Annotated in this window: 21 protein-coding genes and 1 tRNA gene; 18 read left to right on the top strand and 4 right to left on the bottom strand. The window is 26.0% G+C overall.

Annotated features, from left to right (window positions below; genetic code table 11):
• The first annotated feature begins 10 nt into the window (after positions 1 to 10).
• Positions 11 to 1,237 carry an OmpA family protein gene (locus ACH5BF_RS10345; RefSeq protein WP_423274159.1) on the top strand — a complete coding sequence of 409 codons (1,227 nt, stop codon included), beginning with the start codon at positions 11 to 13 and terminating at the stop codon, positions 1,235 to 1,237.
• Positions 1,237 to 3,177, top strand: coding sequence for a CHASE2 domain-containing protein (locus ACH5BF_RS10340; protein WP_423274158.1), 1,941 nt, complete (start codon positions 1,237 to 1,239; stop codon positions 3,175 to 3,177). The genes ACH5BF_RS10345 and ACH5BF_RS10340 overlap by 1 nt, the downstream gene beginning before the upstream one ends.
• A 10-nt stretch (positions 3,178 to 3,187) precedes the next feature.
• Here the strand turns inward: ACH5BF_RS10340 and ACH5BF_RS10335 are convergent, their stop codons facing one another.
• From ACH5BF_RS10335 to ACH5BF_RS10325, 3 genes are all read right to left on the bottom strand, one after another.
• Positions 3,188 to 5,095: an ankyrin repeat domain-containing protein gene (locus ACH5BF_RS10335; protein ID WP_423274157.1), complete on the bottom strand. Its 1,908-nt coding sequence runs from the start codon at positions 5,093 to 5,095 to the stop codon at positions 3,188 to 3,190.
• A gap of 96 nt (positions 5,096 to 5,191) precedes the next feature.
• Positions 5,192 to 7,123 (bottom strand): ankyrin repeat domain-containing protein, encoded by a 1,932-nt coding sequence (locus ACH5BF_RS10330; RefSeq protein WP_423274156.1) that lies wholly within the window; start codon positions 7,121 to 7,123, stop codon positions 5,192 to 5,194.
• Positions 7,124 to 7,229: 106 nt separating this feature from the next.
• Positions 7,230 to 8,921 (bottom strand): L-lactate permease, encoded by a 1,692-nt coding sequence (locus ACH5BF_RS10325; RefSeq protein WP_423274155.1) that lies wholly within the window; start codon positions 8,919 to 8,921, stop codon positions 7,230 to 7,232.
• A gap of 223 nt (positions 8,922 to 9,144) precedes the next feature.
• Here ACH5BF_RS10325 and ACH5BF_RS10320 point away from each other — a divergent pair, with 223 nt between their 5' ends.
• The 11 genes from ACH5BF_RS10320 (at position 9,145) to ACH5BF_RS10270 (ending at position 16,366) form a co-directional block, all read left to right on the top strand.
• The gene (locus tag ACH5BF_RS10320; RefSeq protein ID WP_423274154.1) at positions 9,145 to 9,618 is read left to right on the top strand and encodes a J domain-containing protein; all 474 of its coding nucleotides are present in this window, start codon (positions 9,145 to 9,147) and stop codon (positions 9,616 to 9,618) included.
• 1 nt (position 9,619) lies between these two features.
• On the top strand, positions 9,620 to 10,117 hold the full coding sequence (locus tag ACH5BF_RS10315; RefSeq protein WP_423274153.1) for a SprT-like domain-containing protein: 498 nt from the start codon (positions 9,620 to 9,622) through the stop codon (positions 10,115 to 10,117).
• A gap of 61 nt (positions 10,118 to 10,178) precedes the next feature.
• A complete protein-coding gene (locus tag ACH5BF_RS10310) occupies positions 10,179 to 10,649 on the top strand; it encodes a hypothetical protein (protein ID WP_423274152.1) in 471 nt (156 codons plus the stop codon).
• Between the two features lie 66 nt (positions 10,650 to 10,715).
• Positions 10,716 to 10,793: transfer RNA gene (locus ACH5BF_RS10305), tRNA-Pro, on the top strand.
• A 103-nt stretch (positions 10,794 to 10,896) separates the two neighbouring features.
• Positions 10,897 to 11,262 (top strand): response regulator, encoded by a 366-nt coding sequence (locus tag ACH5BF_RS10300; RefSeq protein ID WP_423274151.1) that lies wholly within the window; start codon positions 10,897 to 10,899, stop codon positions 11,260 to 11,262.
• The gene (locus tag ACH5BF_RS10295) at positions 11,262 to 11,882 is read left to right on the top strand and encodes a chemotaxis protein CheX (protein WP_423274150.1); all 621 of its coding nucleotides are present in this window, start codon (positions 11,262 to 11,264) and stop codon (positions 11,880 to 11,882) included. The genes ACH5BF_RS10300 and ACH5BF_RS10295 overlap by 1 nt, the downstream gene beginning before the upstream one ends.
• 6 nt (positions 11,883 to 11,888) lie before the next feature.
• Positions 11,889 to 12,821 (top strand): GGDEF domain-containing protein, encoded by a 933-nt coding sequence (locus ACH5BF_RS10290; protein ID WP_423274149.1) that lies wholly within the window; start codon positions 11,889 to 11,891, stop codon positions 12,819 to 12,821.
• A 235-nt stretch (positions 12,822 to 13,056) separates the two neighbouring features.
• A complete protein-coding gene (locus tag ACH5BF_RS10285) occupies positions 13,057 to 14,352 on the top strand; it encodes a diguanylate cyclase (protein ID WP_423274148.1) in 1,296 nt (431 codons plus the stop codon).
• 132 nt (positions 14,353 to 14,484) lie between these two features.
• The gene (locus ACH5BF_RS10280; protein ID WP_423274207.1) at positions 14,485 to 14,967 is read left to right on the top strand and encodes a glutathione peroxidase; all 483 of its coding nucleotides are present in this window, start codon (positions 14,485 to 14,487) and stop codon (positions 14,965 to 14,967) included.
• Between the two features lie 93 nt (positions 14,968 to 15,060).
• Complete coding sequence (gene pnuC, locus ACH5BF_RS10275) at positions 15,061 to 15,627, top strand: nicotinamide riboside transporter PnuC (RefSeq protein WP_423274147.1); 567 nt, start codon at positions 15,061 to 15,063, stop codon at positions 15,625 to 15,627.
• Entirely contained in the window at positions 15,608 to 16,366 is a 759-nt protein-coding gene (locus ACH5BF_RS10270) for a phosphotransferase (RefSeq protein ID WP_423274146.1), read from the top strand. Before pnuC ends, ACH5BF_RS10270 begins: the two co-directional genes overlap by 20 nt.
• Here ACH5BF_RS10270 and ACH5BF_RS10265 read toward each other — a convergent pair.
• Complete coding sequence (locus tag ACH5BF_RS10265; RefSeq protein WP_423274145.1) at positions 16,355 to 17,050, bottom strand: SOS response-associated peptidase; 696 nt, start codon at positions 17,048 to 17,050, stop codon at positions 16,355 to 16,357. The two genes, ACH5BF_RS10270 and ACH5BF_RS10265, sit on opposite strands and share 12 nt — an antisense overlap.
• 129 nt (positions 17,051 to 17,179) lie before the next feature.
• Between ACH5BF_RS10265 and ACH5BF_RS10260 the strand changes: the two genes are divergently transcribed.
• The 5 genes from ACH5BF_RS10260 (at position 17,180) to ACH5BF_RS10240 (ending at position 22,191) form a co-directional block, all read left to right on the top strand.
• On the top strand, positions 17,180 to 18,082 hold the full coding sequence (locus tag ACH5BF_RS10260; RefSeq protein WP_423274144.1) for a hypothetical protein: 903 nt from the start codon (positions 17,180 to 17,182) through the stop codon (positions 18,080 to 18,082).
• A gap of 44 nt (positions 18,083 to 18,126) precedes the next feature.
• Positions 18,127 to 18,672 carry a DJ-1 family glyoxalase III gene (locus tag ACH5BF_RS10255; RefSeq protein ID WP_423274143.1) on the top strand — a complete coding sequence of 182 codons (546 nt, stop codon included), beginning with the start codon at positions 18,127 to 18,129 and terminating at the stop codon, positions 18,670 to 18,672.
• A gap of 77 nt (positions 18,673 to 18,749) precedes the next feature.
• Positions 18,750 to 20,600, top strand: a complete 1,851-nt coding sequence (gene uvrC, locus ACH5BF_RS10250; protein ID WP_423274142.1) for an excinuclease ABC subunit UvrC — start codon at positions 18,750 to 18,752, stop codon at positions 20,598 to 20,600.
• 2 nt (positions 20,601 to 20,602) lie between these two features.
• Positions 20,603 to 21,625: an alanine racemase gene (locus ACH5BF_RS10245; protein ID WP_423274141.1), complete on the top strand. Its 1,023-nt coding sequence runs from the start codon at positions 20,603 to 20,605 to the stop codon at positions 21,623 to 21,625.
• Positions 21,622 to 22,191 carry a tetratricopeptide repeat protein gene (locus ACH5BF_RS10240; protein ID WP_423274140.1) on the top strand — a complete coding sequence of 190 codons (570 nt, stop codon included), beginning with the start codon at positions 21,622 to 21,624 and terminating at the stop codon, positions 22,189 to 22,191. Before ACH5BF_RS10245 ends, ACH5BF_RS10240 begins: the two co-directional genes overlap by 4 nt.

Genomic DNA, 22,191 nt, shown 5'->3' with positions numbered 1-22,191 from the left:
GGTATATTTTATGAAATATTTTTTTATTCCTATTTTTATACTCATTTTATATGGATGTAATAATAATCAAAATTTACAGCTAAATAATCAATCAAAACAAAATTTAGACTCTTTTTATGAAACTCCTCTTCATGATGCAATTAGAGCAAAAAACTTAAATGAAGTTAAACTTTTAACTAATGAAAATAATATCAATATTAAAAACAATTTAGGACATACTCCTTTACATTTAGCTGTAATGATGAATGAATACAAAATTGTTAAATTCTTAATCAAAAATGGTGCAAATATTGATACTATTGATATTTTTGAAGATTCTGCATTAATTGACTCAGTTAGAAATAGAAAAGATAATATTTCTAAACTTCTAATTTGTAATAATGCAAACACTAATATAAAAGATAAGTATCAATTAGAGGCTTTAAACTACGCTAAAAAAGAGACTCTTATTTATAATGCACTTAAAACAAAAGAATTAAATATACTTTGTAAAGCAACTAATAAAAAAGTAGTTGTTACTCTTTTAGAACACCACAAAAAAATCAACTCAGTTTTTGTAACAAATGGTTTTGATGAAATTATTTTAGATAAGCCATATCAAAGTACAACTTTTAATACTAATAAAAAAAGTAAACTTCATATAGAAAATAAAAATAAAAAAGAAATAGAAGATAAGTATTCTAATCTTATAAATAAAAAAGTTGTTAAAAAAGTAAAAGTAACTCTACTTGAACACTATAAAGATAAAAGTTCTATTATCATCTCTAATAAAAAAGGTCATTTAGTTTTAGATAAAGCCTATGAAACTGCTAATCTTACTAAAAATTTGGCTCCTACAAAAGCCCTTGAAACTGCATCTAAAAAAGAGATATTTGAAAACTATGGTTCTTTGATTAAAGAAAAAATGAATTTAAATTTTAAATACAATAGTGATGAAGTAACACAAGAAACAAAAGAAAATCTAAAAGAGATTATAAACTACATTAAAAATTGCGATAACTGTACAATTACAATCAAGGGGCATACAGATACAGTTGGAAATGACTCTTTTAACTTAGAACTATCGAAAAAAAGAGCTAATAAAATAAAAGAGATTTTAGTAGATAATAAAATAGAATCAAGCAAAATTAAAACAGAATATTATGGAGAAACAAAACCGTTTATTAAAACTGCTGATGAAATCAAACAACCATTAAATAGAAGAGTAAATATTACTGTTCAAAGAGGTAATAACTAGTGAAATTAAAAACAACAATTCTTTTAATAGTTATTACTTTTCTTTGGCATTTCAATATTCTAAACTCATCTTTCTTAGAAAAAAATGATCATTTATTTTTTGATTATTCTAAACAAATTCTATCATTTTTTAATAAAAATGAGATAGAAAACAATACAACTGTAATTATAGATATTGATGAAAAAAGTTTAAATGCTATTGGTCAGTGGCCTTGGCCTAGATTAATAAATAGTAAACTTATTGATAACCTTTCAGAAGCTAAACCAGCAACTATTTTAGTTGATGTTATTTTCCCAGAAAGAGATAAAACATCACCAAATAATATTGAGAGTTTTTATAAAAACTTTTTAAATGTAGATGTAGAAGTTAAAGGTTTGCCTAATTGGCTTAAAGATAATGATAAGATTTTTGCCCAATCACTTAAAGAATCAAGAGTTATTTTACCTATTTATTTAAACAATGATAAAACTATAAATAAATCATGTCAAAACCTAAATCCTTCATATAAAATCAAATTTGAAAACAATAAAAATTTTTATACTGCAAACAGTATATTATGTAATAATCAAATATTACAAGAAAACTCAAAATCTATTGGTTTTATAAATGCTTCATCAGATAAAGATGGAGTATTTAGAAGAGTTCCTCTTAGTATTAAATTTGAAGATAAATATTTTACAACTTTAAGTATGGCAGCAATTTTATCAACAGAAGTTTATGGAAAAGACATAACTATAAAAGAGTCTTTATTTGGAACGAAAATAGAGTTTGATAAAAAAGAGTTTTTTACAGATAAACACACAAATGTTCTTTTAGATTTTTATGGATTAAATCAATACAAAAAAATATCTGCAATTGATATTTTAACAAAAAACTTTGATGCAAAAGAACTTAATGGAAAGTTTGTAGTTATTGGTACCTCAGCTGTAGGATTACATGATTATTATTTGATTAATACAGGTGAGAATATACCTGGGGTTTATGCCCATGCTACACTAATTGAAAACTTTTTTAATAATGATATTATTTCAACTTTAGACTTTTTCAAAAATTTTAATGTTCTAGTTAGTTTAGTTTGTGTTTTACTTCTAATTTATTTAATGTACACACAAAGACACCTTTTTGCAGCATTTTATACTTCTTTAATTACAGCTTCATATTTACTTTTATCAATAATAACATTAAGTAGTAATAACTATATTTTTATAGGATATTTCTTTATAAACTTTATTTTTATGTTCATTGTAATCTCTTTTGCCTTTATGATTATTAGCTACATTGAAAAAAATAAATTCTTTGAAGAACTAAGCAAATCACATCAAGCAACACTAGAAAGTATGGCAACAGTTGCAGAAAAAAGAGATACTGATACAGGTGGACATATTATTAGAACAAAAACATATATAAAACTTTTAGCTATAGAGTTGGCAAAAAAAGATAAACATAAAGCAAAAATCACTCCTAGCTATATAGAGTCTTTATATCATGCTGCACCACTTCATGATTTAGGAAAGGTTGGTATTGCTGATTCTATTTTAAAAAAACCTGGAAAACTAACACCTCAAGAGTATGAACAGATGAAAAAACACTCAAAGTTTGGTTATGATATTCTACACAATGCTCAATCTAACTATAAAAACAATGAGCTTTTTAATGTTGCAAAAAATATAGCTTATTATCATCATGAGAAATGGGATGGAAGTGGATATCCAAAAGGTTTAAAAGAAGAAGAAATCCCACTTGAAGCTAGACTAATGGCTGTAGCTGATGTTTATGATGCTTTAATAAACAAAAGAGTTTATAAACCATCTTTTACTTATGAAGATGCTGAAAATATTTTACAAGAAGGTAGAGGAAAACATTTCGATCCAGAAATAATTGATACTTTCTTTGAAATAAAAGAAGAATTCAAAAAGATTGCAGAAGAGATAAAACATTAAACTTCTGCAACTATTTTACGTTAAACTCTTCTTTCATATTTGATACTAGTTTTGTCATTAAATTTCTTTCATTAATAGTCATTGAACTATTTAGAATATCATCTAATTGCCCTAATTTAGTAAAAAAACTTTCTTTAAACTGTTGGTTTATTTTATTATGATTATTTAAAAAAGCCCCTAGTTTTATTAAAGAGAATACAACATCTTTTTTACCCATAATTACAGCATAGTTAATAGGTAAAATTCCAAATCTATCTGGTTTATTTATTAAGTCTCTATTTTTTAAAGCAATCTTTTTTAAGATATCTATCTTATCGCTCCATACAGTATTATGGATATAGTTTCTACCTTTATTATCAACTGCTCTATAATCCCCTACTCTTTTTGTAAGAATATTAATTACTTGTAAATCATGGTCTAATATTGCCTTGTGAATTACATTTCCACCATATGAATCTTTACAATCAATATTTACATTATTTAAAATCAAAAAGTTTAATGTTTTATGAAAGTTTTGTTTTTGATTTTTTTGTTCTTTCCCTGCTTGTAAAACTTTATAAAAAATATTTAAGTTATCTTTTTTACTTAAAATATCAAGATTTGAACCATATTTTTTAAATGTTTCAAGTAAAGGAACATTGAAATATTTAGCTATTTCAAAAATAATTGGTTCATCTTCAAACATAACTTCATTTATATCAACTTTTATAAACTCTAAAAGTAAATTTAGAATTTGATTATAATTTACTTCAGGATAAACCCTAATATTAGATATTTTTCTAACTCTATTAGGAGAGTTCTCACTTAATATTACATCAACAACTTTTTCAATCACACTGTAGTCATTTTTATCTTTTAAGCTTGAATCTATATTTGAAAATAGAAGTCTTTTAATCAAATCAATATTTGGTTTTCCATTAAATATTGCAATATCTAATACCGTATTTCCAATAGCATTTGATTGGTTAACATTGATTTGAGTTGAGTTTAAAACAAAATCTAAATTAAGATCATCATTGGCTCTAATAATATTAAAAAGGATATTCTCTTCTTCTAAATTTAAAAGATTAACATCTGCTCCATTTTCAATAAATGTCATAATTCTATCTTGATACTTATTGATAAAACTTTTATTTTCATATACTTGAATATCATATGATAAAAGTTTATTTACTAAATGCATTAAGATTGTATTTTTTTTAGAACCGTATCTTCTATTTAGAGAAGCATTATTTCTAATGGCAAAAGAGAAAAGTTTGTTATTTAAACCTAAGTCTAAACAGTTTAAATATAAAAAATCTTCACCTTTGTTGTTTACAATATTTAAATCTAAACCTGCATCAATTAATCCATCGAATATATTTAAATCAGCTGTTATCTCTTTTAAATGAACTATAGTATTTCCAGCATTATCTTGCTGATTAATATCAATTTCACTTAAATTTAAAGCTTTTTTTATAGCTAATCTATTTTTAGACTCTATTGCATAAAATAAAAAAGATCTACCTAATTTATTCTTTTTATTTATATCTTCAGTTCTTGATGCAATAATATCAATTAATTGAATTGCTCCAAACTTAAATGCTAAATGCAAAGCAATTTCACCATCTAGATTTTCTTGATTAACATCAATTGATTTTTTTAATAAAAGTTTTGCTGTTTCTAAACTAGAGTTTTTTAAAGCTGTAAATAGTACGTTTTCATTAAACTCATTTAATGAATTAAGCTTAACTCCAATTTTTAATAAATAACTAACAGCATTAAAAGCATCATGTTTTACACAATGATGCAATAACGAAGTATCATTTCTATTAAAATCTGTTTTTGCTAGTTTTTTCTCTACAGCTTTTTCATCAAAAGGTTTTTTAATTATTAACTCTTCGATAGATTCATTACTACCAAATAATTTACTAAGCATATTTTTACCTTTTATTTTTCAATATTGAAAGGGTATCTATTTTTTTATTATATATATATTAAAAAGCCTTATTTAAGGGCTTTAATTAATTATTTATTAAGTTATATTAAGCTCTTTTTGCATACTTCTTACAAGTTCTGTCATTAAAGTTCTTTCATTTTCTGTCATAGTAGAACTTAAAATATCTTCAAGTTTCCCAAGCTTTGAAAAGAACTGTTCTTTAAACTGTTCATTAACTTTATTTGGATTATTTAAATATGCCCCCATTTTAATTAGTGCAAAAACAACCTCTTTTTTTCCCATAATTACACCATAATTAATAGGTAATAATCCGAACTTATCTGGAATATTCATTAACTCTTTATTTTTAAAAGCAATTTTCTTTAGAATATCTGCTTTATTATTCCAAACTGTATTATGAATATAAGTTCTTCCTTTTCTATCTTTAAATTTGTAATTTTTAACTCTTAGCATTAAGATATTAACAACTTGCAAATCATGGTCTAATATTGCTTTATGTATTACATTTCCACCATATGAATCTTTATGGTCTACATCAACATCACATAAAACTAAATATTTCAGCATTTTTAAAAATAATGCCCTTTCATCTTTAGCATTCTTACCTGCTTCTAAAACCTTATAAAAAATTGTAAGTTTATCTTTCTGCCCTACTATATTTAGATTTGCTCCATTTTTCTTAAATAGCTCTAACAATGGAACATGAAAAGATTTACCAATCTCAAAAATTATTGGCTCTCCTTCAAACATAATCTCATTTATATCAATTTTTGTGTAGTCTAAAATAAAACCTAAAATTTGAGTGTAGTTAACATTGCTTTCACTTTTCGTTTTTCCTATTTTTCTTATTCTATTAGGAATATCTTCACTTAAAATTACATCAACTAGTTTTTCAATAATTGTATAGCCATCTTTATCTTTATCAGTACAATCAATATTTGTATAAATAAGTTTTTTTACTAACTCAACATTTGGTTTGCCATTGAAAATTGCTAAATCAAGTAAGTTTTGTCCTTGTAAATTTTTTTGATTAATATTTACTTTTGTTCTATTTAGTAAGAACTCTAAAACTAAATCATTTTTTGCTCTAACCACATCAAATAAAAAGTTTTCATTTTCATTATTTAGACCATTTTCATCCACGCCATGTTCTATAAAAGTAATAAGCCTTTCTTGATATTTTGTAACAATAGATTTATTTTCTAAAACTTGAATATCAATAGAAAGAATATGTTTAACAATTTTCATTAAAATATTTTCACCATTTAAACCATACTTTCGGTTTTTTAGGTTACTTTTTTGTAAAAAAGAAATAAACAAAGCATCTGGAATCTCTAAATCTAAACAGTTTAAATATAAAAAGTCCTCATTATTTTTATTTATACTATCTACATTTAAACCTTTAGATACAAAGAATTTAAATAAATCAAGATTTGCAGTAATTTCTTTTAAATGAACTATCGTATTATCTTGTTTATCTTTGAAGTTTAATTTTATTGAAGTTAATTGGAATACTTTTTTTATAATCTCAAAGTTTTTTGATTCAATTGCATAAAATAGAATATTTCGTCCATCAATATCTACTATTTCCAAGTCATCTAATCTATCAGTTAAAATATCAAATATTTCTTTCATACCACTTCTTGTGGCAAGATGTAAAGCAGTTATGTTATTAATATTTGCTTGTTTTATGTTAATATTATTTGCAAGTAAAACTTTACAACACTCTTTTGCCATTTTTCTAATAGCTAAAAAAAGAAGATTCTCTTTATTTACATCAATTTTATCAATTTTAAAACCTACTTCTTCTATAAGAAAAGCTAAGGCTTCATGACAATTATTTTCTATACAAAGTTTTAATAAATATTGATTGTTTAAGTCTAGTTCATAAGAACTTATTGTTTTTTCTAACTTCTTTTGATTAAAAGGCTGCTTTACTACAAGCTCTTCTAAAGTCTCTTTTTTTCCAAATAAAAGTTCTTTTTTTTCTAATAATTTATTTAACATAAGATTACAAACCTAACTATAAAGTATAGTTTAGATTAACAAAAAATAAGTTATAAAAAGGTTAAATATAAGGGGTATAAGAAAAGAGAGAATAACTCTCTTTTCTTTATTTCATAAGTGGATCTACTACTTCTAGTACATACATACCAACAAGTCCTATGATACCTGCTAGTAAACAATAATAAATTGTAGGAATAATTGTTCTTCTTAAAGTTTGACCTTCTTGATCTAAAAGTCCAACAGTAGCACTTGCTGCAACAACATTATGAATTGCAATCATATTACCAGCAGCAGCACCTACTGCTTGAAGAGCTACCATAAATGCAGTTGATACACCTAAAGCGTCTGCTACACCAAATTGATACTGTGCTAACATCATATTTGATACAGTATTACTTCCTGCAATAAATGCACCTAAAGCACCAACCATTGGAGCAAATAAAGGATAAACATCACCAACTGCAGAAGCTACAAAATTAGCCATTGCAACAGGCATAGAATCAAATCCAGACTCATTTACACCAGAGTTAATTAAAATTCTAACTAATGGAATAGTAAAGATAAGTACAAATCCTGCACCAATCATAACTTTTGAAGACTCACTAATTGCTTCTTTCATCTCTTTGAATTCCATTCTGTGTAAGAAATAAGTAACAATTGCTACAAATACTAAAATACCACCTGGTAAGTAAAGTGGAGTGATTGAATACCCTAAGTTTTCACCTAAAATATCTTTAAATGGAATTACCCAAGCTTTAACAAATGCTTTTGCTTCATCACTAACTCTTGTGATAACTAAAATTACTGCAACTAATACATATGGAATCCATGCTTTTGTTAAAGACATTGGAACTTTTGCACTCATTGCATCTAATTTAATCTCTAATTTTGAAACCCATGAAACTGGCCATTTCTCTTTTGGAGCAAAATCCCAAGCTTTTTTAGGAACTAAGAAACCTTTTTTTGCTGCAAATACAACAATTGGTAATCCAACTAAAGCACCAATAATTGATGGGAACTCAGCACCTAAGAAAACACCTGTTAAAGCATATGGAATTGTAAATGCAAGTCCAGCAAAAATAGCAAAAGGTAAAATACTTAAACCTTCACTCCAAGATTTATTTTCACCAAAAAATCTTGTTAACATTACTGTCATAAATAAAGGAATTAATGTACCAACTATAGCATGAGTAATTGCAACTTGTGATGTAATAATTTGTAAATAAACATCCCAAGACGAACCAAGACTCTCTAAAGTAAGACTAATTCCTTGAGCATCTAAACCTTTGTTAACTCCAATTAAAATAGGAGTTCCAACAGCACCAAATGATACAGGTGTACTTTGAATCATCATACCAACCATTACAGCAGCCATTGCAGGGAACCCAATTGCAACTAAAAGTGGTGCTGCAATAGCAGCAGGTGTTCCAAATCCAGAAGCTCCTTCAATAAATGATCCAAATAACCAAGCAATAATAATAACTTGAACTCTTCTATCTGGGCTAATATTGTTAAATCCTTGTCTAATTACAGCAATCGCACCTGAATGTTTTAGTGTATTTAAAAGTAAAATTGCACCAAAAATAATCCATAAAACAGCAACTGTTATAAGTAGACCTTGAATAGTTGAAGCCATAACTCTATTAAAAGAAACTTCCCATACAACAAATGCAACTCCCACAGTTGCTAAATATACTAAAGGCATTGCTTTCTTAGCAGAAACCCTTAATCCAACTAGTAAAATACCAGCTAAGATGATAGGTAATGAAGCAAAAAATGCTTGTAAACCAATACTCATACTTTCCTCCTTGAATTGATCGAAAAAAAGAATATTCCTAGCATGTGATATTTTTATGATAATTCTTTCATAGCAACAAAATAGCAATATTTTTAAAGTTTTAATGATTACTTTTGTAACACATTTAATTTACATAATTAAATTTTGAATAAGTAAAACCTTTAATTTACTTCTTGTAAAAAGAATACTATAATACGAGTTTATTTTAAAGGATTAACATTTTATGAACAACACAGTTATTTACATTTTTAATAGATTAGTAAGACTTGCTATAATATTTTTTATTCTATACCTTATTTTCACTAACTTTGGCACTTTCCTTATGATTTTAGGTATTATTTTTATTATTGGATTTATAATTATTTATAATTTAAAAAAGAAAATCCGTTCTAGTGGTTTTCATTTTAAATTTAATGGACAAGAGTTTTCACAAGGCAATAATGCAAACTTTAACTTTAATGATTTTAAAAATTTTAATGCAAATGACTTTCAAAATTTTGCAAATCAACCAAGATATGATGAAGTACAAAAAGCAAAAGAGTTTTTTGGATTTACTAGTGAGCCAACAAAAGAAGAGATAAAAAAAAGATATAAAGAGCTTGCAAGAAAATATCATCCAGATATAAATGGTGGTGATGATACAAAAATGAAAGAACTTAACCACTTCAGAGATGTACTAATAAAAACTGTAGAATAGTATGTTTATAAAAAACCTTCAAAAGTTTTTTCTTTTTATAACTATAAGTGCTACAGCACTTTTAGTTTATCTTTGGTATGAAGATTATACTTTTTTAAAAAAGCCCTTAGAAGAAAAATATATTCAACAACTTCAACAAAAACATAATGAGTTAAGATATCTTACAAAACTTCATTTCAATATTACAAGAACATTTCCTATCATAATATCAGACGAGATGAGTGATAAAAGATTTGGAATGGCCGTTTATGAAAAAGGAACTATTAAAATCTATTTAAATAAAAAAAGATTTCAAGAAAGTTCTAACTATATGATAAATGATGTTTTCCCACATGAATATGCTCATGCGATTATGTTTCACATTGGTGATTTTGCAAAACAAAACTCAGGACACACTAAAAAATGGCAAAATATTTGTAAAAAACTAAATGGATTAAGATGTGAAAGATTTGTAAATCATAATGATATTTTGATAGAGAAAACAAAACTTTTTGATTGATTTATTTACACAATCAATTCACTTTTTAGATATAATATTTGCTTTAATTTAAAGGATAAACATGAAATTTATAATATCAACTTTAATACTTACAAACATAGCTTTTGCTAACTATAGTATCAAGTTTAAAGGTATAACTCTAGGTGAAATAGAGAACTTTAAATCACTAGAAAACAACTATTTAGAAGCAAAAGTAACAAACTCTATTGCAAGATTTCTATTAGGAAAAGATAACTTTATTTTTTATAATGAAGATTTTACAGGAAAAAAAGATAAAGAAGATACTAAATATAAAAAAGATAAATATGCAATAATCTATATTCTTAAAAAAGCAATAGCAAATGATGTAAAAACAGAAAAAATAGAAGTAAAAAAAGATAAGTTTATTACTGTTAGCTTTGATGAAAACTTTAAATTTATTTATGATTCAAAAGGAAGAGTTAAAAGTGAAGGTTATTTAGAAATGAAAGATAACAAGCTTTTAAAACTAGTTGAGAATATAAATGATATAGAAATTTCAAAAATTAAGTAGTTTTTAATAAACTAGCCTTGACAATTTATTAAAAACATAGTATTATTTCGGCCTTATTACAAAAGGCGGGGCGTAGCGCAGTCTGGTTAGCGCACCTGGTTTGGGACCAGGGGGCCGGAGGTTCGAATCCTCTCGCCCCGACCATTTCAAAAAACAAATCACTAAAAATATCACAAACTAACATTTTTTTCAATCGAATAAAATTCTTTTTATGCTACAATAATCAAAAATTATTTGAGGATACTTTATGACATACTTAGTAGTTGATGATTCAAAACTAGCTAGAAAAATGACAATTAAAAATTTAAAAGAGATTATCTCAGAAGACTCTGAAATAATAGAAGCTACTAATGGACAAGAAGCTATTGAACTTTATAAAGAACACAATCCTTCTATTTGTTTTATGGACTTAACTATGCCTATAATTGATGGGTTTGAAGCTACAAAACAAATTAGTCAATTTGATAAAGATGCTAAAATCATTATTGTTAGTGCTGATATTCAAGAACAAGCTATGCAAAAAGCTAAGGATAATGGAGCTTTAGGTTTCATCAAAAAACCAATTAATTTAGATAACTTAAAAAAGATGCTTGAAAAACTTGGACTAATCTAATGAGTAAAAGTCTTATCGATCTTAATGAAGATGAAAGAGATTGCTTACAAGAATTAATGAATATTGCTTATGGGGAAGCAACAGCTGCCATTTCAAAAATCATTGATAAATTTGCAACACTTAATATTCCAATTATTACTACTGTTACAAGTGAAGGTTTAATAAGGCATTTAAATGAAAAAATAGTTGAAAATGGTAACTATTTTATTGCTAACCAGTTAATTCATGGAAATATCTCAGGAGAAAACCTTTTTATTATTGATGAGAATTCAAGTTATAATCTTACTAAAGAGTTTGGATTAGAAGATAATGAAATTGATGAAGATGAGATTAAAGATGTTGTTTTAGAAATCACAAATATAATTTCATCAGTAACATCAGGAAAACTAGCTTCACTAATAAATGCCAATATCTCTTTTTCTTCACCAAATATTAGAAGAATAAGTAATATTCAAGAGTTTAACGAAAGTTTTAATAAAGAGTATGAAAATATTATCATTATTTCTACAGAATTAAACTTCAAAGATGAAAATATAAAGGGTGAATTGATTATATTATCAAAAGATGAATCATCTAAATATTTAAGAGAATCTATCACAAAATTTTTAGAGGATTTATAAAACTAAATGATTGATATAAACAATAATGTAATATTTGATAGTGTTGATAATGGTATTATAATTCTTGATAAAGATTTAAATATTTTAGCTTGGAATAGATGGCTAGAAATACTTACATATAAAAAAGAAGAAGATGTTATAAATAAAAATATATGTTCCCTTTATGAAGATATAAATGAAAAAAAACTAAAAAGAAAAGTAAAATCTGTTTTAGTTACTAACAACCCATCTTTTTATAATGTAGACCAAAATAAATATTTAATCAGAATACCTTTAGACTCTGTTACAAATAGTATTTATAAATATATGCAACAAAATATTACAATTGTTCCTTATGATATTGAAAAAGAACAAGTTTGTTTATTTATTTACAATACTACAAATCTTTGTGAAACCAACCATAAATTAGAGCAACTTAATGAAAACTTGGTTGAATTAACACATAAAGACCCACTTACAAAACTATCTAATAGAAGATATTTTTCTATGCAATCTAAAAAAATCAAATCTTATAGTAAAAGAAATGATACTTGTATCTCTTTAATTGTATTAGATATTGATAAGTTTAAAAATATAAATGATACATATGGTCACCTTATAGGAGATGAAGTAATTATTCATATAGCAAGAGCGCTAGAAGAGAACTTAAGAGAGAGTGATATTATCTCAAGATTTGGTGGAGAAGAGTTTGTAGTTCTTTTACAAGATTGTAATATTGAAAATGCTTACCTAGTAGGTGAAAAAATAAGAAAATATATTGAGAATTCTGAAGTTAAAATAAATGAGAATAAATCTATTAAATATACTATTAGTTTAGGAATTGCAAAATTTGATGAAGTTTTAGATAATGATAATTTAGAACAAACTTTTGCGAGAGCAGATAAAGCCTTATATAAAGCAAAAAACTCAGGTCGAAATAAAACTGTTGTTGCTACATAGACTCATAATTTCCAAAAAATTTTACTATACAACAAGCACTAATACCAACTAACATAATACAAGCAAAGGTAATATATATAATTTCCATACTTTCTCCTTTTGCGAATTATATACTACAATTATAACAACTTAGTTACAAAAAAATGTTTTTAAGTTGTATACTTTTTAATCCAATAAAACACTATATAAAATTATTTTATGTTATAATATTTTCATACATATGATAGGTTAGAAAATGAAAAACAAAAACTTCATTATTTATTTCATAATAACTCTAATTTTCTTAGTTACAATAATAATTGTTAACTATATCCATCAAACAAAAGTAAGTTATATTCAAGTTTCACAAAAGATTCTTTTTCAAGAAGCATCAAGTCTTTTCAATAATATTGTTAATACAAGGCTTTGGGCATCTAAACATGAAGGAATTTATGTAAAAGCTCATGATGGGATAGAACCTAATCCATATTTAGAAGACAATCATACTTTTACAAAAGATGGAACTTTGCTTATCAAAATAAATCCTGCTTGGATGACAAGACAATTATCTGAATTATCAAATGAAAGAAATAAAAACTATTACTTCAAAATAACAAGTTTAAACCCTAAAAACCCCCATAATAAACCTGATCTTTTTGAAAGAGAAGCATTAACATATCTTGATGAGAATAAAAATGAAGAGTTTTACACAAAACTAAATCATAAAAGTTATGACCTTTTAGGAGGTCTTAAAGTTGATGAATCATGTCTTAAATGTCATAAAAACCAAAACTATAAAGTTGGTGATACTATGGGTGGATTAAGAGTTAGTATTCCAACAGAAGTTTACAGCCAAAATGTAGAGTTAATTACATCTAAAACGAATATCTTATTTGTAATAACTTTCTTTACAAGTATAGTTTTTATTTTTATTATTACATATACTATAAATAGTATTTACACTAGAGAAAGAAATATACTAAGACTAAATAAAACACTAGAAAGAAAGGTTATAAAAAGAACAAAAGAGTTGCTTGAAGCAAATGAAAAGCTTCTAAAAATCTCAACTTCAGACTTCTTAACCCAAATTCCAAATAGAAGATACTTTTTTGAAATGGGACAAAAAGTTTTTGATTTATCAAAAAGAGAAGAGTTAAGTATTTGTGTACTTTGTATTGATATAGATTTCTTTAAAAAAGTAAATGACACCTATGGACACCAAACTGGAGATGAAGTATTAAAATATGTATCTACAACTTTAAAAAATGCCATTAGAAAATCTGATATATTAGCAAGAACTGGTGGAGAAGAGTTTATGATAATAGTAAATAATACTGATGAGAATGGAGCAAATAATTTAGCAGAAAAAATTAGAAAACTATTAGAGAATAAAGTCTTTGAATATAAAGGTTTAAAAATAGCAATAACAGTAAGTATTGGTATTTCTCAAAACATAAAAAATGATGAGAGTTTAGATTCAATTATTGCAAGAGCTGATAAAGCTTTATATAAAGCAAAAGAAAATGGAAGAAATCAAGTTCAAGTAAACTAATAAAATCTTCATACAAAATAACAGTAAATTGCGTTAAAATATATAAATAATTAAAAGGAAGATGTTATGATTTTAAGATTTACTATTATTTTTTCACTTTTTATAGGAAGTTTATTTGCAAAGGAGAATGTTATGAGTATTTATGATTTTAAAGTAAAAGATATAGATGGAAAAGAAGTATCTATGTCAAAGTACAAAGATAAAGTACTTTTGATTGTAAATGTAGCAAGTAAATGTGGTTTTACTTCTCAATATGAAGGTTTAGAAAAACTTTTTGATAAATACAAAAATAAAGAGTTTATGATTTTAGGTTTCCCATCAAATCAATTTGCAAACCAAGAACCAGGAACAAACAAAGAGATAAAAGAGTTTTGTACGTTAACATATGGTGTTAACTTTGATATGTTTTCAAAGATTGATGTAAATGGTGATAATGAAGATCCTTTATATACTTATCTAAAAAAAGAAGCTTCTGGAGTTTTAGGAACTGAAAGTATAAAATGGAACTTTACAAAGTTTTTAGTTGATAAAGAAGGAAATGTACTAGATAGATTTGCACCTACTACAGAACCTTTTGATATAGAGCCTAAAATAAAAGAACTTCTATCTAAATAGAGTTTTTTATACTTTTTTTGATATATTTCCTTTTTTTAAAAAGGAAATAATATCGAACAATTTTTTACACCTATTATAGATTACTTAAAAATCATGTCAAATTTAGAAGCCATTGCTATGGCTTTGTCTATTGCTTATTTACTACTTGCTATTAAACAAAATATTTGGTGTTGGGTAGCAGGATTTTTTTCAACACTTATTTATGCCATAATATTTTTTGATGTATCACTTCTAATGGATAGTGCTTTAAATGTCTACTATTTAATAATGGCTGTTTATGGTTGGTATTCATGGAAATATACAAACAAACTTCAAGAAGAACTAAAAATCACATCTTATGGAATAAAAAAGAATATACAAATAATTATTGCTTTAAGTATTTTATCTATGGCTTTAGGTTTTATAATGAATAACTATACTAATGCAGATTTTGCATATGTTGATTCTTTTACTACTGTATTTGCAATATTTTCTACTTACATGTTAGCAAAAAAAGTTATAGAAAACTGGTTATATTGGATAGTAATAGATGCTGTTTCTATTTATATTTATATTCAAAAAGAGTTAAATTTAACAGCTGTATTATTTGCTATTTATACAACACTTGCTTTTGTTGCTTACTTAAACTGGAAAAAAGATTATGAACATTCAAACTCTTAAAACATATAAGCTATTTAAAAATAAAAAGCTTACAAGTCTTGAACTTTTAGAAAACCAAGGAGTTTGCAACACTATTTATAAGCTAAAAACTTCTAATAAAACATATACTATTAGAGTATTTAAACATAAACATAAAGATAAACAAAATAGAAGAAATGAGTTTCAAATACAAAGAAAAGCTTTCAAAAAAAATATTGCTGCACAAGCATATAAACTTGATGAAAAAAATGGTTTAATGATTTGTGAATTTTTAAAAGGAAATCATAAAGAAAAACTTTTAAAAAAAGATATACAAAAAATAGTTAAAAGTCTTAAAAAACTTCATACTATAAAAATAAAAGATAAAGCCTACAATCTAAAAAAAGATTTCAAGTTTTATAAAAAAACTTTAAAAGATAAAAAACTTCATAATATAATAAATAGCTCTTTATTAGAACTTGAAAAATTGAGTAAATACAAAAAAGATTTAGTCCTTTGTCATCATGATTTAAATCAAAAAAATATACTTTTTAATAAAAACAAAGCTTTTTTTATTGATTGGGAATTTTCTTGTATAAATGATAGATTTTTTGATTTAGCAGCTTTATGTATTGAATTTAAATTAAACTCTAAACAAGAAGATATTTTATTAAAAGAGTATTTTAAAAAAGTAAAGAAAGAGCATAAACAAAAACTAAAATCTTATAAAAAAATCTGTACAAATCTTTGGATTTTATGGTTTAAGGCATTAGAAAAGTGATAATTGACCAGAAGGTTTAATCTCTTTTTCTTCTACTTTTTCAATACAGGAAGGTTTATCAAATAAAACTTTATTTACATCACTAGAAACTTCATATAACTCTAAATTCTTAGAATCATATATTTTAAATAAAGAGTTTACTTCTTTTAAATCATCACTTTTAAGCCAAGTTCTAAAATCTTTTTTTTCTAAAACTACAGGCATTCTGTGATGAATTTTCTCTAATTTATCATTTGCATCACAAGTAATCAAAGCAACTGTAACAATATTCATATTTAATGAAGGTTCAAAATACTCATCCCAAATTCCAGCAACTCCAAGATAATCTAAATTTGAATCTTTTACAAAAAAAGGTGTTTTTTCTTTATCTTCGATTTGCCACTCATAAAAACCATTTATAGGAATAATACATCTTTTAAATCTAAATGATTCTCTAAATGTCTTTTTTTCATAAATACTTTCACTTCTAGCATTTATATTCATAGAAGATTTTGATGTTGCCCAAGAAGGTAAAAATCCAAAATGTGTATATAAATAATTACCATTATTTAAAAGTGCAGGAATTGGTGTTGTAGGAGGAATATTATATCTTTTTTGTAAAGATGAGACCATATCATTTTTGATTAAATCTTTTGAATCTTTTTTAAAACTTCTATCATCAAAAATAGCTAATCTTCCAGGCAATACTCTTCCTTTTTTTGATGAAATCTTAATAGTATTTAACTGTAAAAAACCTTATTTAAAATTTTTTAAATTTTATTTCAAGATATTAGAATATACTTTAAAAATTAAATAATTTTTTTTGAGGGAAAAATGAACAAAATACTATTTTTTATATGTATATCTATACTTTTTTTAAGCAATATTGCAAATGCAGAAATTAAAACCTATTCAAAAACCTATGAAAATGAAGTTTTAGTTGGCTTTTATGGAAGACCAAATAGTAAATCTCTGGGTATTTTAGGAGAAAATAATATTGATGAACTAGTTATTAAAATGAGAGAAAAAGAAGAGTACTATAAAAAAAGTTTAGCAAAAGAGAATAAAAATCTACAGGTTAAAATGGCTTTTCATATTATTCATTCTCTTGCAACTAAAGATCCAGGAAGAAGAAATGACTACTTATTAGGTATAAGTGAGAAAAGTGTACTTAAATATATAAAAAGAGCTCAAAAAGAGAATTTTGCAGTTATACTAGATGTACAACTTGCTGTTAAAACACCTAAAGAAGCTGTTGAACCATTATTAAAATATTTAAAATATGAAAATGTTCATATTGCAATCGACCCAGAATTTAGAATACCAAAACACAGAAGATATCCTCCAGGAAAATATGTAGGACATATTAAGGCAAATGAGTTAAATGAACTACAAGAGTATGTAAGTGACTATTTAAAACAAAATAATATAAAAGAGAATAAAAAACTAATTGTTCATATGTTTCATAAAAGAATGTTAAGACAAAAAGAAGAAGTTAAAAACTTTGAGAATATAAAACTAATCTATAACATAGATGGACATGGGCAAGCAGGTGTAAAAGTTAAAATCTACAATGCACTATACGCAAGAGAACAAATAGATAAAGCAATTGGTGGATTTAAAATATTTTACAATAACGATATAAAACCTTTAATGACTCCGCAAAAAATACTAGGCTTTGAAAATGTTGGTAGTCAAATAATAGAAGAACAACCTTATTATATAAATTATCATTAAAAAAATTTCTATATAATAAATAAATTTTTAATTTAGGAGTAAAAATGGCAAAAATTATAGTACCTATTTCAAATGGATTTGAAGAAATTGAAGCAGTATCAATAATAGACATTTGTAGAAGAGCTCAAATTGAAGTTTGTGTAGCAGCTGTTGAATCACTTGAGACAAAGGGAGCAAATGGTATCAAAATTGTAGCTGATTATATGATTGAAGAAGTAAATGCAAATGACTTTGATATGATTGTTCTTCCAGGGGGATTACCAAATGCCTTTACTCTTGCAGAAAATGAAAAAGTGCAAGAGCTGTTAAAAACCATGAAAAAAGATGATAAATATGTTGCAGCAATTTGTGCAGCACCATACGCACTTCATACGGCTGATGTTTTAAATACAAATTATACATGTTATCCTTCATTTGAACAAAAAATAAGAGATGAAGGTTATACTTCAACTCAAGATGTAGTAGAAGATGGAAAAGTTATAACTTCAAGAGGTCCTGGGACTGCTACAACTTTTGCTTTAAAACTTGTAGAAACTCTTTGTGGAAATGAAACTTATGAAAATGTAAAAAATGGACTTTTAGCTAAGTAATTAGCTAAAGGTTTATTTCAACAAAATTTAATCAAACTTATAATTCTTGTAAAGCATTTTTTAGATATTATTTCAAAATGCAATTAGAAGAGAAACTTAAACAACTCCCAAATGATGCTGGGGTATATCAATACTTTGACAAAGATGGTCATTTACTTTATATAGGAAAAGCAAAAGTACTTAAAAATAGAGTTAGGTCATACTTTAAATTTACTCCAAAACTTCTTCCATCAGATAAATTAGGTCCTAGAATTTATAAGATGATTACAGAAGTTGTATCATTAGAATGGATAGTTGTACCAAATGAGCATGATGCTTTAATTTTGGAAAACTCTTTAATAAAACAGTTAAAACCTAAATACAATATTCTTCTTAGAGATGATAAAACCTATCCTTATATTATGGTTGATTATAATGAACTATATCCTAGACTTGAGATAACAAGAAGAGTATATAAAAACAAAAATATCAAATACTTTGGTCCTTATTCAACTGGTGCAAAAGATATGCTTGACTCTATTTATGAGATAGTTCCCCTTGTACAAAAAAAATCATGTGTAAAAGGAAAAGAAGCTTGTCTTTTCCATCAAATCAAAAAGTGTTATGCTCCTTGTGAAGGTAAAATTTCAACTGCTGATTATGGAAAAGTAGTTGAAGAAGCACTTGATTTTATATACAATAAAACAAAGCTTATTTCAAAACTAGAAGAAAGAATGATGCAATACTCAGAAGAGTTTAGATTTGAAGAGGCTATGAAACTTCGAGATAGAATAAAAACAATTGAAAAATCTCAAATTAAATCAGGTATGGATTTAGCTACAAATGAAGACTTAGACTTATTTGCAATCAAAGCAGGAACAAAAAAAGCTGTGATTGTAAGAATGTTTATAAGAGATGGAAAACTAACTTCCTCTTCTCACGATTTTGTAAAGCTAGACTTTTTAGAAGACAATACAAATATTGATTTAAATGAAGCCTACAAAAGAGCTATTATAAACTACTATGACAATGAAATACCACTTTTACCAAAAGAGGTATTAACAGCTCAAGAAATAGAAGATAAAGAAGAGATTGAAGAGTTCTTAAAAAACAGATTTGAAAGAAATATAAATATTATCACACCACAAAGAGGGAAGAAAAAAACTCTTTTAGAAATAGCCCTAAACAACTGTGATGAGTTACTTAGAATTGATTCAAGTAGAAACCAAACTACGATTTATGATGAATTAAAAAATCTATTTAATTTAGCAAGTCTTCCTTACAGAATAGAATCATTTGATAACTCTCATATGATGGGTCAAGCAACAGTTGGTGCAATGGTTGTATGGAATGAAGAGTTAAACTCTTTTGATAGAAAAGCCTTTAGACACTATAACTTAGAATCAAAAGATGAATACTCTCAAATGAGAGAAATGCTAATGAGAAGAGTTGAGAGTTTTGAGAAGAACCCTGCACCTGATTTATGGGTTATTGATGGAGGTGAGACTCTACTAAAACTTGCTTTTGATATAGTACAATCAGTTGGTGTTAACCTTGATATAATAGCCATTGCAAAAGAGAAAGTTGATGCAAAAGCCCACAGAGCAAAAGGTGCAGCAAAAGATATAGTTCACTATAAAGATAAAGATGGAACTATTAGAAACCTAAAACTAAAAACAAGTGACCAAAGACTTCAGTTTGTTCAAAGACAAAGGGATGAAGCCCATAGATTTGTAATCAACTTCCATAAAAAACAAAAAAGAAGAGAAGATAAGCAAATCTCTCTACTTCAAATCAAAGGTATAGGAGAAGCAAAAGTTAAAAAGCTTCTTTTATACTTTGGAGAATTTGAAAAAATCAAAACTGCATCAGTTGAAGAACTAAAAGAAGTTATCAATGAAAAAGATGCAAATTTAATACATAATTACTTTAGAGAGAATGAGGAATAACCTTGGCAAAAATCTTATTAAACAAAAAAAATCTATTTCATAACTTAGAAATAATAACAAATCATGCAGGAAGTAAAGATAAAGTTGCCGTTGTATTAAAAGATAATGCCTATGGACATGGTCTTGAACAAATAGCCACATTAGCAAAAGAGTTTGGTATAGAAAAAGCAGTGGTTAGAACATATGAAGAAGCAATAAGAATTAAAGATTTTTTTGACTATATATTAATTCTAGCTGAAACAAATTTCCCTACTTATTCACACACTTTTCACATAGCTTTAAACTCACTAGAAAATATTAGTCTTTTACCAAAAAATGCTAATGTTCATATCAAAGTAGATACAGGTATGCATAGAAATGGAATATCAAAAGATGAGCTAGAAGAGTGTATTGATGGTTTATGTAAGAAAAATGTAAACATTACAGGAGTATTCACTCATCATAGAAGTGCTGATGAATTATCAACAGAATTTTATTGGCAGAATGAGAATTTTAAGGAGATTAAAAGTATTGTTATGAACTTATGTGAAAAACTTTCACTACCTCTTCCAAAGTTCCATTCTTGCAACTCATCTGCTCTATTTAGACATAACCACTTCAATGAAGATTTTGCTAGAGTTGGAATAGCCACTTATGGGTATATTGAGAATAAAAAACCTTTAAGGGTACCAGAACTAAAACCTGTATTATCTCTTTGGGCAACAAAAATAGCAACAAGAAAAATAACAAAAGGTGATGCTATAGGATATGGTGGAACATATATTGCAAAAGAAGATATGATAGCTTCAACTTATGACCTAGGTTATGGCGATGGTTTTTTAAGATTAAATGAAAGAAATGAATACTTCACTCCAAAAGGTTATAAAGTTTTAGGAAGAGTTTCAATGGATAATTTATCTTTAAACACTCAAGATAAAGAAGTATGTATTTTTGATAATGCAAATGATTTAGCAAAAACTCACGATACAATTACATATGAAATAACAACAACTTTAAGTACTCAAATACCAAGAGAAATTGTATGAAAAAAGTAGTTGTAAGCTTAGGTATTTTATCAAATATATTATTAGCTACAACTACAAACTACTATGAAGAGGCTTTAAAATATATCAAAAATAAAGATATAGACAAAGCCTACACCCTACTTTTATTAGCACAAGAAAACAAAAATTTAGATGCTTACTATACCTTAGGGAAAATATATTTATCAAAAAAAAGTAATTATTATAATGAAAAAAAAGCTTACAATAGTTTTGTATATGCTGCCAATAATGGTCATGCAAAATCTCAGTTATTTGTAGGAAGACTTTTTTTACAAGGGCTTACAACACAAAAAGATTATGATAAAGCCCTTTACTATTTTAAAGAAGCATCTAAACAAAAAGAGTATAAAGCGAACTGCTATATTGCATATATGTATGCAAGTGGTAAGGGTGCATTTCCAAACTTTGGACGAGCTCATGTTTTTGCAAAAAAAGAGTATCACAAAGGCAATAAACTATGTATCAAAGTTTGGAATGATTATAATCTAGCTAAGTATCCCAAAGATAAAGGCTGGAATATTGGAAGTTATAATAAACCAACAGAATAA

Source organism: Arcobacter pernae (assembly GCF_049472135.1).
GTDB lineage: Bacteria > Campylobacterota > Campylobacteria > Campylobacterales > Arcobacteraceae > Arcobacter_B.
The sequence above is the reverse complement of the archived record's forward strand: the minus strand, read 5'-3'. Positions and strand labels throughout refer to the sequence as shown.